14 protein-coding genes are annotated in these 14,700 nt (G+C 62.9%); 8 read left to right on the forward strand and 6 right to left on the reverse strand.

All coding sequences use genetic code 11. The annotated features are described in order from the left end of the window. Window positions 1–410: 410 nt before the first annotated feature. The 6 genes from PQR27_RS02270 to ubiA all read left to right on the forward strand — a co-directional run bounded on the left by PQR27_RS02270 (window position 411) and on the right by ubiA (window position 5,198). Window positions 411–1,370 (forward strand): hydrogen peroxide-inducible genes activator, encoded by a 960-nt coding sequence (locus PQR27_RS02270; RefSeq protein ID WP_408522108.1) that lies wholly within the window; start codon window positions 411–413, stop codon window positions 1,368–1,370. Between the two features lie 166 nt (window positions 1,371–1,536). After that, on the forward strand, window positions 1,537–1,677 hold the full coding sequence (locus PQR27_RS02275) for a hypothetical protein (RefSeq protein WP_408522109.1): 141 nt from the start codon (window positions 1,537–1,539) through the stop codon (window positions 1,675–1,677). Between the two features lie 90 nt (window positions 1,678–1,767). Further along, window positions 1,768–3,222 carry a catalase gene (locus PQR27_RS02280; protein WP_408522110.1) on the forward strand — a complete coding sequence of 485 codons (1,455 nt, stop codon included), beginning with the start codon at window positions 1,768–1,770 and terminating at the stop codon, window positions 3,220–3,222. An 80-nt stretch (window positions 3,223–3,302) separates the two neighbouring features. Then, window positions 3,303–3,464, forward strand: a complete 162-nt coding sequence (locus PQR27_RS02285) for a hypothetical protein (RefSeq protein ID WP_408522111.1) — start codon at window positions 3,303–3,305, stop codon at window positions 3,462–3,464. A 176-nt stretch (window positions 3,465–3,640) separates the two neighbouring features. Then, a complete protein-coding gene (locus tag PQR27_RS02290) occupies window positions 3,641–4,129 on the forward strand; it encodes a Dps family protein (protein WP_408522112.1) in 489 nt (162 codons plus the stop codon). 205 nt (window positions 4,130–4,334) lie between these two features. After that, window positions 4,335–5,198, forward strand: a complete 864-nt coding sequence (gene ubiA, locus PQR27_RS02295; RefSeq protein WP_408522113.1) for a 4-hydroxybenzoate octaprenyltransferase — start codon at window positions 4,335–4,337, stop codon at window positions 5,196–5,198. 84 nt (window positions 5,199–5,282) lie between these two features. Here ubiA and proC read toward each other — a convergent pair whose 3' ends face one another. The 6 genes from proC to PQR27_RS02325 form a co-directional block, all read right to left on the reverse strand. Next, window positions 5,283–6,098: a pyrroline-5-carboxylate reductase gene (proC, locus tag PQR27_RS02300; RefSeq protein WP_408522114.1), complete on the reverse strand. Its 816-nt coding sequence runs from the start codon at window positions 6,096–6,098 to the stop codon at window positions 5,283–5,285. A 27-nt stretch (window positions 6,099–6,125) separates the two neighbouring features. Then, entirely contained in the window at window positions 6,126–6,824 is a 699-nt protein-coding gene (locus PQR27_RS02305) for a YggS family pyridoxal phosphate-dependent enzyme (protein ID WP_408522115.1), read from the reverse strand. Between the two features lie 142 nt (window positions 6,825–6,966). Then, window positions 6,967–8,193, reverse strand: a complete 1,227-nt coding sequence (gene glcF, locus PQR27_RS02310; protein WP_408522116.1) for a glycolate oxidase subunit GlcF — start codon at window positions 8,191–8,193, stop codon at window positions 6,967–6,969. A gap of 8 nt (window positions 8,194–8,201) precedes the next feature. Then, window positions 8,202–9,290, reverse strand: a complete 1,089-nt coding sequence (gene glcE, locus PQR27_RS02315; RefSeq protein WP_408522117.1) for a glycolate oxidase subunit GlcE — start codon at window positions 9,288–9,290, stop codon at window positions 8,202–8,204. Window positions 9,291–9,561: 271 nt separating this feature from the next. Beyond that, the gene (locus PQR27_RS02320; RefSeq protein ID WP_408522118.1) at window positions 9,562–11,055 is read right to left on the reverse strand and encodes an FAD-linked oxidase C-terminal domain-containing protein; all 1,494 of its coding nucleotides are present in this window, start codon (window positions 11,053–11,055) and stop codon (window positions 9,562–9,564) included. A gap of 95 nt (window positions 11,056–11,150) precedes the next feature. After that, entirely contained in the window at window positions 11,151–12,566 is a 1,416-nt protein-coding gene (locus PQR27_RS02325) for an FAD-linked oxidase C-terminal domain-containing protein (protein ID WP_408522119.1), read from the reverse strand. Window positions 12,567–12,772: 206 nt separating this feature from the next. On the opposite strand from PQR27_RS02325, the gene PQR27_RS02330 reads away from it, so the two are divergent. Together PQR27_RS02330 and hmpA are read left to right on the forward strand one after the other, a co-directional pair. Continuing rightward, window positions 12,773–13,327 (forward strand): cob(I)yrinic acid a,c-diamide adenosyltransferase, encoded by a 555-nt coding sequence (locus PQR27_RS02330; protein WP_408522120.1) that lies wholly within the window; start codon window positions 12,773–12,775, stop codon window positions 13,325–13,327. Window positions 13,328–13,427: 100 nt separating this feature from the next. Then, complete coding sequence (hmpA, locus tag PQR27_RS02335; protein ID WP_408522121.1) at window positions 13,428–14,633, forward strand: NO-inducible flavohemoprotein; 1,206 nt, start codon at window positions 13,428–13,430, stop codon at window positions 14,631–14,633. Window positions 14,634–14,700: the final 67 nt, after the last annotated feature.

Consider the following 14,700-nt stretch of genomic DNA (forward strand, 5'->3'; position numbering starts at 1 on the left):
AAGCACCCGGTTTCCGTAGTGGACCCGTCCGCGACGCACGTAGTGCGGAGTGGGAGCGGATGACGGCTGTGTCACGGGCGGTTACGGATCGAGGTGTGATCCGTTAATCGGACCACCAGCCCCTCCAAGCCAGGGGACCCACTTAAATGTTGGCGGTGTGAGCCGCTTTCTTTTGCCTACTTTTCTTTGCGGCGGCAAAGAAAAGTAGGTGCCGCCCCGCACAGGGGCGACGCTAATAGACCAATAAGCAAACAAGGAAAGGCCAACGCCGCAGGCACAAGGAAATGCCGCCGCCAAAGGCAAACAAAAAACCAACCCTGCCCAGCCGGGCAAAAACCAAAAAGTTGGCGAACCGACCCTATAGGTGTATAACTAGAACCTATCGAACTCATCACCTTGATTGGTCCCTAATGACGCTCACTGAATTGAAATACATCGTCGCGGTAGCGCGCGAACGGCACTTCGGCCGGGCCGCCGAAGCGTGTTTCGTCAGCCAGCCGACCCTGTCGGTGGCAATCAAAAAGCTCGAGGACGAACTCAACGTCCAGATTTTCGAACGTGGCACCAGCGAAGTCAGCGTCACGCCAATCGGCGAACAGATCGTCACGCAAGCTCAGCGCGTTCTCGAACAGACGCTCGCCATCAAGGAAATCGCCAAACAGGGCAAAGACCCGCTGGTCGGGCCGCTGCGCCTCGGCGTCATCTATACGATCGGGCCGTACCTACTGCCCACGCTCGTCAAACAGATGATCAAGCGCGTCCCGCAGATGCCCCTGATGCTGCAGGAAAATTACACGCTCAAGCTGATCGAACTGCTCAAGCAAGGCGAAATCGACGTCGCCATCATGGCGCTCCCGTTCCCGGAAACGGGCCTGATGCTGCGCCCGCTTTACGACGAACCGTTCGTCGTCGCGCTGCCGTCCGGCCACTCCTGGGAAAATCGTCCGAAAATCGATCCGGATGATCTGAAGCAGGAAACCATGCTGCTGCTCGGCAGCGGCCACTGCTTCCGCGATCACGTCCTCGGCGTGTGCCCGGAACTGATGCGCTTCTCGCAGAATTCGGACGGCATCCAGAAAACCTTCGAGGGCTCGTCGCTGGAAACCATTCGCCATATGGTCGCAAGCGGCGTCGGGATCACCGTGCTGCCGCGCATGTCCGTGCACGAGGTCAAACCGCACGCGGGCGGCATCGACTCCGGGCTGCTCAGCTACGTCGCCTTCGACGAACCAGTGCCGGATCGCCGCGTCGTGCTCGCCTGGCGCAAGAGCTTCACGCGCATGCCCGCCATCGACGCCATCTGCGACGCAATCAACGCCTGCGATCTGGCTGGCGTCAGCAAACTCGATCTGCCCGTCGCCATCAATTAATTGCGCCCCCGGCCGGCTCGCCGCTCCCGCGCGGCGGCCGGCACCACAAGGCGGCGATAGCTGCCATTGCTATCGAATAGATAAGATTAATCAAACACGCTAGTTTGATAGCATTGTTATAGTCTCCTCCATGGATCGCCCGATCCCATACGACCCGGAGGAAATCATGACGCAATCGCACCCGCAGCAAGCCCAGACCGCCGCCGTCCAATCCCCTCGTGTTGCCACCGGCGCGTTCGTCGCGTCGCTGCAAAGCATGCGCACGGTCGCGTTGTCGCTGCTGGTCGATCGGGCCTTGTCCGCGTGAGTTGTCACCCGTACGCATTGAGCGCATTAGCGCGCCGCGTCTCTCCCCACAATCAGTAATCGCCGACAAAAAATCATCCAGGAGTCTCGCATGTCTGAACGTAAGCTCACCAATGCAGCCGGCGCACCCGTCGCCGATAACCAGAATTCGATGACCGCCGGTGTGCGCGGCCCGGTTGTCCTGCAGGATGTCTGGTTGCTCGAAAAGCTCGCCCACTTCGATCGCGAAGTGATTCCGGAACGCCGCGTACATGCCAAGGGCTCGGGCGCATTTGGCACGCTGAAGATCACGCACGACATCTCGCGCTACACCAAGGCGAAAGTGTTCGCTCAGGTCGGCAAGGAAACGCCGCTCTTCATGCGCTTTTCGACGGTGGCAGGCGAACGCGGCGCGGCTGATGCAGAGCGCGATGTGCGCGGCTTCTCGATCAAGTTCTACACGGAAGAAGGCAACTGGGACGTGGTCGGCAACAACACGCCGGTGTTCTTCATCCGCGATCCGCTGAAGTTTCCCGACTTTATCCACACGCAAAAGCGCGATCCGTACACGAACATGCGCAGCAATATTGCCGCGTGGGACTTCTGGTCGCGTCATCCGGAATCGCTGCATCAGGTCACCATTCTGATGAGCGATCGCGGCATTCCGCAAAACTACCGGCAGATGCACGGTTTCGGTTCGCACACGTATTCGTTCATCAACGCGAACAACGAGCGCTTCTGGGTGAAGTTTCACTTCAAGACGATGCAGGGCATTGAGAACTTTACCGACGCGCAAGCGGCACAAGTCGTTGCACAGGATCGTGAAAGCGCGCAGCGCGACCTGGTGACGAACATCGACGCTGGCAACTTCCCGAGATGGCGTTTCGCCATTCAGGTCATGCCGGAAGCGGAAGCCGCGAACTATCGCTTCAACCCGTTTGACATCACGAAAGCATGGTCGCAGAAAGACTATCCGCTGATCGACGTCGGCACGATCGAACTGAATCGCAACGCGGCGAACTATTTCGCGGACGTCGAGCAGGCAGCCTTCACGCCTGCGAACGTCGTACCGGGGATCGGTTTTTCGCCGGATCGTCTGCTGCAAGGCCGCCTGTTCTCGTACGGCGATACGCAACGCTACCGGCTCGGCGTCAATCACCATCAGATCCCGGTGAATGCGGCGCGCGTGCCGAACCCGCATTCGTTCCATCGCGACGGTGCGATGCGCACGGATGGCAATCTCGGCGGCAACGTGAACTACGAGCCGAATCGTTTTGGCGACTTTGCGCAGGACGCCAATGCGTCGGAGCCGCCGCTCGCGGCAGGCGCGGTCGACCGTTACGACCATCGCGCAGACGACGACTACTACACGCAGCCGGGCATGTTGTTCGCGCTGTTCGATGCGGCGCAGCGTGAGCGTCTGTTCGGCAACATCGCGCGTCATATCAACGGTGTGCCGCAGGAAATCGTTGCGCGTCAGATCGAGCACTTCCGCCGCGCCGATCCGGCCTATGCGGAAGGGGTGATCGCGGCGATCGCGAGCCTCGCTGAAGGCAAGCAGAATTAAGCAGTTGAAGTGAAACGATGCAGTAAAGCGGGGCGCATCGGCGTCCCGCCGGTATGGATACGAATCGAAGGAGCACGATCATGATCCGGATGATGATGGCCACCATTGGCGGCTCGGCGGCCGCACGCGGCGCGCAACAGCAACAGGCATTGATACTGCGCAAGGTGGTGGGGTTCGCGATCGTCACGAGCGGATTCGCGGTGATCGTCGCGCAGGCTTTGCAACATGCGTTTGGCGGCTGAACGCAGACTGAGATCGGGCCGTTAGCGGGGTGCGGGGGTGCGGCAAGTGGCCGTGCGTCTCGCGAACCGGGTTACTTATCTAAGATAAACTGTCGAGCGTTCGTATGTTGTCGGTTTGCTCTTCGGCAAACCGTCAATCAGCCCACCGGTTCGTATCACTCTTTAAAGGAGTCGTCATGGCCAAGAAAGAAGCCATACAGCACGTGAACATCGGGATCAGTGACAAGGATCGCAAGAAAATCGCAGAAGGTTTGTCGCGCCTGCTCGCCGATACCTACACGCTGTACCTGAAGACCCATAACTTCCACTGGAACGTGACGGGGCCGATGTTCAACACGCTGCACCTGATGTTCGAAACGCAGTACAACGAGCTGGCACTGGCCGTCGATTCGATCGCTGAACGGATTCGCGCGCTGGGCGTGCATGCGCCGGGCAGCTACAAGGAATTCGCCAGGCTGTCGTCGATTCCGGAGGCGGACGGCGTCCCGGCTGCGGAAGAAATGATCCGCCAGCTGGTGGAAGGTCAGGAAGCCGTGGTGCGTACTGCCCGCGCGATCTTCCCGTCGACGGAAGCCGCCAATGACGAACCGACCGCCGACCTGCTGACGCAACGCATGCAAACGCACGAAAAGACCGCGTGGATGCTGCGTTCGATGCTGGCTTAAGCGTTCTGAGCCTGACGTAGCGACTCAATGCGGCGCTTCGACGCGCGCGTTGAACCGCAAAAAAGCAAAGCCTCCCTTCGCGGGAGGCTTTGCTTTTTGTGGCGTGGGTTTTTGGCGGCCGCATGGTCGTCTGGCGGCGCGGCGGCTGCCTGGCGTGTGCATCCCGTAAAATAGCGGGACCGCCAGCCTTTCACCGAATCCGCCCATGTTCGCCCGACTTCCCCTGTATCTGCGCCTCGTGCGCATGGACAAGCCGATCGGCAGCCTGCTGCTGCTGTGGCCGACACTCAACGCGCTATGGATCGCCTCCGATGGCCATCCGTCGTGGCCGCTGCTGGTGATCTTCACGGTGGGCACGGTGCTGATGCGCTCGGCGGGTTGCGCGATCAACGACTACGCAGACCGTGATTTCGACCGTTACGTGAAGCGCACCGAGAACCGCCCGATCACATCGGGCAAGATCAAGGCGTGGGAAGCGGTGGCGCTGGCTGCCGGCTTGTCGCTGCTGGCCTTCCTGCTGATTCTGCCGCTCAACACGCTGACCAAGGAATTGTCGGTGGCCGCGCTGTTCGTCGCCGGTTCGTATCCGTTCACCAAGCGCTTTTTCGCGATTCCGCAAGCGTACCTTGGCATCGCTTTCGGCTTCGGCATTCCCATGGCGTTTGCCGCCATTCAGGACCACGTGCCGCTGCTGGCGTGGGTCATGCTGCTCGCGAACGTGTTCTGGTCGGTCGCGTACGACACCGAATACGCAATGGTCGATCGCGACGACGACATCAAGATTGGCATCTGTACCTCGGCGCTGACCTTCGGGCGTTTCGACGTGCTGGCGATCATGCTGTGCTACGCGGTGACGCTGGGGATTTACGTCGGCATCGGCGTGATGCTCGGCTTCGGCATCCTGTACTGGCTGGGATGGGTGGCCGCGGCCGGCTGCGCGATCTATCACTACACGCTGATTCGCAACCGCGACCGGATGGCGTGCTTCGCGGCATTCCGCCATAACAACTGGCTCGGCGGTGCGCTGTTTGTCGGCATCGCCGCGCATTATGCGGTGGCTTCGTTTTAATTCTTCACCGCTTTACCTGACTGCGGACGCCACCCCGGTCTGATCCGGATGCGGCATCCTTTCTGGCAGCAATCTTCCGATCGCTTACAGCTTGCCGAACTCGTCGCCCATTTCCTTGGCGCGCGCGTCGGCGGCGAGTACGCCACGCACGATCGCATCCTTGATACCGCTCGCGTCGAACGACGCCAATGCCGCCGCGGTGGTGCCGCCCTTCGACGTGACACGCTCGCGCAGCAGGCTCGGTGGCTCGTCGGAGTTCGCCGCCAGTTGCGCGGCGCCGGTGAAGGTCGCCACGGCCAGCGCGCGACCCTGGCGCTCATCCATGCCGAGTTGGCGTGCGGCTTCCTGCAACGCCTCGATGAAATAGAACACGTACGCCGGACCGCTACCCGAAATTGCGGTGACGGCGTCGATCTTTGCTTCGTCGTCGAACCAGACGGTTTCACCGACCGCACCGAGCACCTGTGAGGCGAGTGCGCGGCCCGCTTCGTCGACGCTGGCGGTCGCCACGAGGCCCGTCACGCCCATGCCGATCAGCGCCGGCGTATTCGGCATGACGCGCACGATGCGCGCGTGGCCGTTCAGCCAGCGAGACATGTCGTCCATGCGGATGCCGGCGACAATGCTGATCGCCAGGTGCGACGCCTTCAGATGCGGCGCGAGCCCTTGCGCGACGCTCTTCAGGATCTGCGGTTTCACCGCCAGCACGACGGCGTCGTACGACGCGAGCGCGGCGTCCGCGGCGGCGCCGGTCTTGACGCCGAATTGCTGTTCGTTGCGCTGGCGCGCGTCTTCGTTGGGGTCGATTGCGTACAGGTCAGAGGGCGCCACGCCGCGTTTGATGAGGCCGCCGATTAGCGCCGCGGCCATATTGCCACCGCCGATAAAAGCAATTTTCATGATGTTCCGAGATAGCGCCCGTGAGGGTCAGTTAGAGTAATCGCGCGCGCCGAAGATTGCGGTGCCGACGCGCACGATCGTCGCGCCTTCCAGCACGGCCGCTTCGAGGTCGCTCGACATGCCCATTGAGAGCGTGTCGAGTTCAAGCCCGTCGGCGCAGAGCCGCTCGAACAGTTCGCGCAAATGACGATGTGGCACGCGTTGCTCGTCGATGCCGCCGGCCGGTTCGGGAATCGCCATCAGGCCGCGCAACTTCAGCTTCGGCAACGCGGCGATTTCCTGCGCGACCTCCACGGCCTCGGGAATGCTCAGGCCGCTTTTCGAAGCCTCGCCGCTGATGTTCACCTGCAGGCACACGTTCAACGGCGCCAGGTGGTCGGGGCGTTGTTCCGACAGACGCTGCGCGATCTTCAGCCGGTCGACCGAATGCACCCAGTCGAAGTTTTCGGCGACCGGGCGGGTCTTGTTCGATTGCAATGGTCCGATGAAATGCCATTCAATCGACGCCCGCAGATCGGCCAGCGTCTCGATCTTGGTGAGGGCTTCCTGCACGTAATTCTCACCGAAGGCGCGTTGGCCTGCCGCATGAGCGGCTCGCACGTCTTCTGCGGGAAAGGTCTTGGAGACCGCGAGCAGACTGATCGAACGCGCGTCGCGTCCGGCGACATGTGCGGCGAGGGAGATGCGCTGCTGTACCGCGTCGAGATTGTGAATCAGATCGGGCATGGAACGGAACCGGAAGTCCAGCGAAAGGCGATGAACTGAATTATACGGACGCCGCCGGTTCACGCCCTGGCGGATCGTGGCCGATGAGAAGAAGCTGGCATCGGCTTGCCGCACTGGCAGCAAGCCGCATACCGCTGACTCGTCAGGTCGACAGCATATGCTCGACCAGTTCGATCCAGTGCGCGACCGGCGTGGACGTGCCACTTTGCAGATGTGCGATACAGCCGACATTCGCCGACACGATGATCTGCGGCTCCTGCGCGCGCAGCCGCTCAAGCTTCTGATCGCGCAGCGCGTACGAAAGCTTCGGCTGGGTCAGCGAATAAGTGCCGGCCGAGCCGCAGCATAAATGGCTGTCCGCGGGCAGCCTCACTTCGATGCCGAGCGCGGTTAGCACATGTTCGACCTTGCCGCGCAGTTGCTGGCCGTGCTGCAACGTGCACGGCGGATGAAACGCGACGGTATGAATCGAACGGCGGCGCGAGTGCGCAACCAGCGCCTCTTCGAATTCCGGCAGGATCTCCGAAATGTCGCGCGTCAGTTCGACGACCCGGCGCGCCTTCTCCGCATACGCTGGATCGTCGCGCAGCAGATGCGCGTATTCCTTGACCGTCGCGCCGCATCCGGACGCGTTCATCACGATCGCTTCCACACCCTGTTCGAGGTACGGCCACCACGCGTCGATGTTGGCGCGCACGTCGTCGAGGGCTTCGTCGTTGTAGCCCAGATGCAGGCGGATCGCGCCGCAGCAGCCGGCCTCCGGCGCCACCAGTGTTTCGACGCCGAGCGCATCGAGCACGCGCGCCGTGGCGATGTTGACGTTCGGCATCATCGACGGTTGCACGCAGCCGGCCAGCATCAGCATCTTGCGCGGATGTTTCGCGGTGGGCCATTCAAGCGGGCGCTGTCGCGCGGGCACCTTGTCGCGCAGCTTTTTCGGCAGAAGCGCGCGGACGTGCTGGCCGAGACGCATGGTCGGCGTGAACAGCGCGCTGTTCGGCACGAAGCTCGCGAGGAGCCGCCGCACCATCCGCTGGCTGAACGGCCGCGGGACTTTTTCCTCCGTGATCTTGCGGCCGATCTCCACCAGCCGGCCGTATTGCACGCCGGATGGGCAGGTGCTTTCACAGTTGCGGCAGGTCAGGCAGCGGTCCAGATGGAGCTGGGTGCTGCGCGTGACCGGCGCACCTTCGACCATCTGCTTGATCAGGTAGATGCGGCCGCGCGGACCGTCCAGTTCGTCGCCGAGCAACTGGTAAGTCGGGCAGGTCGCCGTGCAGAAACCGCAGTGCACGCAATTGCGCAGGATGGCGTCGGCTTCTTTGCCATCGGGCGTATTGCGAATGAAGTCCGCGAGGTTGGTTTGCATCGCGTCGCTCAGAAGTCGGGGTAGAGACGGCCGCGATTGAAAATCCGGGCCGGGTCGAAGGCGGTTTTCAGGCCGCGATGGATTTTCATCAACGGCGCGGGCAGCGGCGTGAACACGCCAGCGCTGCGGTCATAGCCGGGGCCGGTACGAAAGATCGTGGCATGGCCGCCCGCCTGCTTCGCGCTGATCCGCACGGTTTGCGCGTCGGTGTCGGTGATCCACCAGCGTTGTCCGCCGCCCCATTCCATCAGTTGCGCGCCGGGCAGTTGCAGCGGCTCGGTGATCGACGGCAGTGCGAGGCGCCACAGCGCGGCCCTCGGCGCGATCGCCGAAAAGAACGAGTCAGTCTGTTCGCGCAAGCCGGCCCAGAAGCGCTCCGCTTCGACCGCGTCGACGACTTCGCCGCCGAGCGCCGTGCGCGCCGACTTGACCGCGGCTTCGGCGCCGGCCATCCGCACGGCAAGGGTGCCGTGACGCCATGCGCTGGCTGTGATCGGCAGTGGCCGGCCGCCCCATTCGTTGAGCTTACGGACCGCGTCCGTGCCGTTCATGTCGAATTTGAGGGTGGCTTCGGCCTGCGGCCGCGGCAGCACCTTGATCGACAATTCGAGGATCAGCCCAAGTGTGCCGAGCGAGCCTGCCATCAGACGGGAGACGTCATAACCGGCGACGTTCTTGACCACCTGGCCGCCGAAATGCAGCGTCTGGCCGTGGCCGTTCATGATCACCGCGCCGAGCACGAAGTCACGCGCGGCCCCTGCGGCGGGCCGGCGCGGACCGGCGATGCCGGCCGCGATGCAGCCGCCGAACGTGGCCTGCGGCCCGAAGTGGGGCGGCTCGAAGGCGAGCATCTGATCATGTTCGGCGAGCGCGGCCTCGATCTCCAGCAGGGGCGTTCCCGCACGCGCGGTGATGACCAGTTCGGCCGGATCGTAGGCAATGATGCCGCGATAGGCGCGCGTGTCGAGGATGTCACCTTCCAGTGTCTGACCGTACCAGTCTTTGGTGCCGCCGCCACGGATGCGCAACGTGTGGCCTTCCGCGCTGGCCGAACGCACGCGTTCAGACCAAACGGCGACGATGTCGTCCTCTTCCATGGTGTCCTGCTTCGTTGTGCTTCGTTGTGTTTCGTTTGATTGTACCGGGCGGGGGCCCGCTGGCAACCCGGAGCGGACCCGCATCGGGTAATCAGGGTGAAAGCTGGAAAGGCGCGCCGGCGCTGGATATGCGCGGTGCGTCGGCCAACCGGGACGGAAGCGGGAGATGAGTCCCGTTAGTTGGATGAGGTGGTCGGCGTTTTAAGCGCCACAGCTGGCGCGCGGTGTTTCAGTGCCGGCCCGAACCTGGGCCGGCAGTTTCACAAGCAGCCTAAAAGCGCGGCAGTTCCGGATGCGGCAGCAAGCCGCCGCGTACGTGCATCTTGCCGTACTCGGCGCACCGCGCGCGGGTGGGAATCCCCTTGTCGGGATTGAGCAGGCCAGGTGGGTCGAAGGCGCGTTTGACCGCGTGGAACGCGTCACGCTCTTCGGGCGAGAACTGCACGCACATCGAATTGATTTTCTCGATGCCGACGCCATGCTCGCCCGTTACCGTGCCGCCCAGTTCCACGCACGCTTCGAGAATGTCGCAGCCGAACGCTTCCGCCCGGTGCCATTCGTCCAGATCGTTGCCGTTGAAGAGGATGAGCGGGTGCATGTTGCCGTCGCCGGCGTGGAACACGTTGATGCAACGCAGGCCGTATTTCTTTTCCATCACCTCGATACGCGCGAGCAGCGGCCCGATACTGCGGCGCGGGACGGTGCCGTCCATGCAGTAGTAGTCGGGCGAAATGCGGCCGGCAGCGGGAAAGGCGTTCTTGCGGCCGGACCAGAAGCGCAGCCGCTCATTTTCCGAGCGCGAAATCTGGATGCGGGTTGCGCCCTGTTCACGCAACACCGCAGTCATGCGCACGATTTCGTCGGCGACTTCTTCGGGCGTGCCATCTGATTCGCACAGCAGGATTGCCGCCGCGTCGAGGTCATAGCCGGCATGGACGAATTCTTCGACGGCGCGCGTGGCCGGCTTGTCCATCATCTCGAGGCCGGCCGGAATGATGCCCGCCGCGATGATGCCGGCAACCGCGTCGCCGCCTTTCACTACGTTGTCGAAACTGGCCATGATGACTTGCGCGGTTTGCGGCTTCGGGATCAGCTTGACGGTGACTTCCGTGACGATCGCGAACATGCCTTCGCTGCCGATCAGAACCGCGAGCAGATCGAGGCCAGGCGCGTCGGGCGCGAGCGAACCGAATTCGACGATTTCACCTTCCATCGTCACGGCGCGCACGCGCAGCACGTTGTGCACCGTAAGACCGTATTTGAGGCAGTGCACGCCGCCTGAATTCTCCGACACATTGCCGCCGATGGTGCAGGCGATCTGCGATGACGGATCCGGCGCGTAGTACAGGCCGTACGGCGCGGCGGCTTCGGAAATCGACAGGTTGCGCACGCCTGGTTGCACCGTCGCGGTCCGCGCGTACGAGTCGACTTCGACGATTTTCCGAAAGCGCGCAAGCGACACCACGACGCCGTGGCGAATCGGCATCGCCCCGCCGGACAAGCCGGTACCGGCGCCGCGCGGCACGATCGGCACGTCGAGCCGGTGGCAGATCTGGACGATGCGCTGCACCTGCGATTCCGTTTCCGGCAGCGCGACCGCAAGCGGCAGGCGCCGATAGGCGGCGAGGCCGTCGCACTCGTAGGCGACGGTGTCTTCTTCGCGATACAGCAGGCAGTGGGTCGGCAACACCGCCATCAGCGCCTGCACGACTTCGCGCTGGCGCTGGGCGAGAACTTCGGCCGTCAGTTCAGCGGGGGCGTTCATGTGACTTGTCTCCTCGTGCTTTCACCCTGCGCGCCCGCTTGAGTTACAGCAACGGCTGCTGTGTTGCTGCAACTCACACGGGCGTCAATGACGTCTCAAGCGGCCCAGGAAAAGATCTTGCCCGGGTTCATCAGATTGCGCGGATCGAGCGCGTGCTTGATGGAGCGCATCGTGTCGACGGCGACTTCGCCGTGTTCCTCGAGCAGAAAGTTCATCTTGTGCAGACCGACGCCGTGCTCGCCGGTGCAGGTGCCGTCCATGCGCAGCGCGCGTTGGACGATGCGCTGGTTCAGGCGCTCGGCTTCGACGAGTTCTTCGGGCTTGTTCGGGTCGATCAGGATCGCGACGTGGAAGTTGCCGTCGCCGACATGGCCGACGATCGGGCACGGCAGCGGCGACGCCTTCAGGTCCTGCTCCGTTTCCACCACGCATTCGGCGAGGCGCGAGATCGGCACGCACACGTCTGTGGTGACAGCGCGGCAACCGGGCTTCAGTTGCAGCATCGCAAAATAGGCATTGTGGCGCGCGTTCCACAGACGGCTGCGGTCTTCCGGCCGCGTCGCCCATTCGAAACCTTCGCCGGAATTCTGCGCGGTGATGTCCTGCACCAGTTCGGCTTGCTCTTTCACACCCGCTTCGGTGCCGTGGAACTCGAAGAACAGTGTGGGCGCTTCACGCAGCGTCAGGTTCGAGTGACGGTTGATCGAGCGGATGGCGAGCGAGTCGACGAACTCGACGCGCGCGATCGGCACGCCAATCTGGATCGTTTCGATGACCGCGCGCACCGCATCGCCCATGGACGGGAACGCGCACACCGCGGCGGAGACCGCTTCCGGTTGCGGATAGAGGCGCACGGTGATTTCGGTAATGACGCCGAGGGTGCCTTCCGAGCCGACGAAAAGGCGCGTGAGGTCATAACCCGCCGACGATTTGCGCGCCCGCGTGCCGGTCTTGATCACGCGCCCGTCGGCCAGAACGACCGTTAGCGCGAGTACGTTCTCGCGCATCGTGCCGTAGCGCACGGCATTGGTACCCGACGCACGCGTGGCCGACATGCCGCCGATGCTTGCATCCGCGCCCGGGTCGATCGGGAAAAAGAGGCCGGTGTCGCGCAGCGCTTCGTTTAGCTGCTTGCGCGAGATGCCGGGTTCGACCGTTACCGTGAGGTCTTCCGCGTTGATCGACAGCACACGGTTCATTTCCGACAGATCGATCGATACGCCGCCTTGCACCGCCAGCAAATGTCCTTCAAGCGACGAGCCGTTGCCATAGGGAATGATCGGCACGTTGTACTGGCCACACCACTTGACGATGGTTTGCACGTCTTCGGTGGTGCGCGCGAACACGACGGCGTCAGGCAGTTGGGGGTCGAACGGCGATTCGTCGCGGCCGTGGTGGGCGCGGACGGCTTCAGCCGTGGAAACGCGTTCGCCAAAAGCGGCCTTGAGCGCGCTCAGCAATTCCGTGGGAAACGGGCGGCGCAGCGGGGGCGGCGGCACAGGATGGTTCACGCATGTCTCCTGATATTGGGGCGTAGCTGTGGAGCTTTCACTTCATTTTACGCCGATCGCCCATGGGCGGGCGTCAGAGCCGGCTGCCACTCCTATAATGGCGGCGACTTCACGATGCGCGCAATATGGATAAACGCGGTGACGGCTGCTGTGAAAGCGCCGGCGCCAGACGCGGACGCATCGTCACTGACTGCATGGGAGACATCATGGGCAACCGCTTGAGCAAGATCGCCACCCGTACGGGCGACGACGGCACCACCGGTCTCGGCGATGGCCGCCGTGTGCGCAAGGACAGCGCGCGCATCGCCGCGATTGGCGACGTCGACGAACTCAATTCGAATCTCGGCGTGTTGCTGTGCGAAACGTTGCCCGAGCCGGTGCGTACGGCGCTGGTCGCGATTCAGCACGATCTTTTTGACCTCGGTGGCGAACTCTGCATCCCCGGCCATACGATGATTACCGATCAACATCTCGGCCAACTCGACAACTGGCTCGCCGACTACAACGCGAGCTTGCCGCCACTGAAGGAATTTATCCTGCCGGGAGGCTCGCGCGCGGCCGCGCTCGCGCACGTATGCCGTACCGTGTGCCGCCGTGCCGAACGGGCGATCGTCGGGTTGGGCGAAGTCGAGACGATCAATCCCGCGCCGCGCCAGTACGTGAACCGGTTGTCGGACCTGCTGTTCGTACTGGCGCGTGTGCTCAATCGCGTGGACGGCGGCACGGACGTGCTATGGCAACACGAGCGTGGCGCCGGCTAGAGAGGGTCTGCCTTCCCGCTGTTGACCATGTGACAATTTGTCCGGCTCAAAGCCTCTCCTTAAAGATGTATCTTAAATGCATCTTTAAGGAGAGGCACTCATGACCACACTCACCGCCGATCAGATGGCCCGCGTCAAAGCCACGGTTCCCGTACTCGCCGAGCACGGCACGACCATCACCAAGCATTTCTACAAGCGCATGTTCGCGCACCACCCGGAGTTGAAGAATGTGTTCAACCAGACTCACCAGCAGAGCGGCAATCAGCCGGAAACGCTGGCGAAGGCGGTGTATGCCTATGCGGCCAATATCGACAATCTCGGCGCGCTGGGTCCGACCGTTGCGCGAATCGCCCATAAGCATGCCAGCCTGAATATCCGGCCGGAGCACTATCCGATCGTGGGTCGACATCTGCTGGGGGCAATTGTCGACGTGCTGGGCGACGCGGTCGATCAGAAGACGCTTGTCGCCTGGCAAGCCGCGTACGGTCAACTGGCCGGTATCTTCATCGGTACCGAGGAGAAACTGTATGAGAGCGCCGCGTGGACGGGCTTCCGGCCGTTCAAGGTGGCGCGCAAGCACGTGGAGAGCGACGAGATTACGTCGTTCTATCTGGCGCCTGCGGACGGCTCGCCGGCTTGCGGTTTCGAACCCGGCCAGTATCTCAGCGTGAAGCGCTTTGTCGATCAACTTGGCGTTGATCAGCCGCGGCAATATAGTTTGTCGGACGCGCCGAACGGCAAATGGCTGCGGATCTCCGTCAAGCGTGAAGCGGGCCGCGAAGGCGTGGCGCCCGGACATGTGTCGAACCTGATGCACGACGGTGTCGAAGAGGGCGAGGTCGTGCATGTCAGCGCGCCGATGGGCGACTTCACGCTGGATCGCCAAAAGACGACGCCAGTGGTGCTGATGAGCGGCGGTGTGGGCGTGACACCGATGACTTCGATGCTGGCCTCGTTGCTCGCCGACCGGAGCGAGCGCCACGTGACCTTTGTGCATGCCTGCCGCAATGGCCGGGTGCATGCGTTTCGACAATGGCTGAACGACCAGGTCGCGGCGCATGCCAATGTGACGCGCGCGGTGTTCTACGAAGCCATCGAATCGACCGATCGCGCCGGCGTCGATTACGATTTTGAAGGACGCCTCGATCTCGCGAAAATCGCGGAGCAGGCAATCGTTCCCGATGCGGATTACTACATCTGCGGACCGGTGCCGTTTATGCGCGCACAGTGCGACGCGCTGGCCGCACTCGGCGTGGGCGCCGCGCGGATTCATACCGAAGTATTCGGTTCAGGGGCGGTGCAGTAGCGGTTCGGTGGCGCCAGTGGTGCCACTGGTATTAGGGCACATTAAGGCGCATGGCGACTCGCATGGA

The sequence above is a fragment of the Paraburkholderia fungorum genome (genome assembly GCF_046027215.1).
GTDB classification, from domain to species: Bacteria; Pseudomonadota; Gammaproteobacteria; order Burkholderiales; family Burkholderiaceae; genus Paraburkholderia; species Paraburkholderia fungorum_D.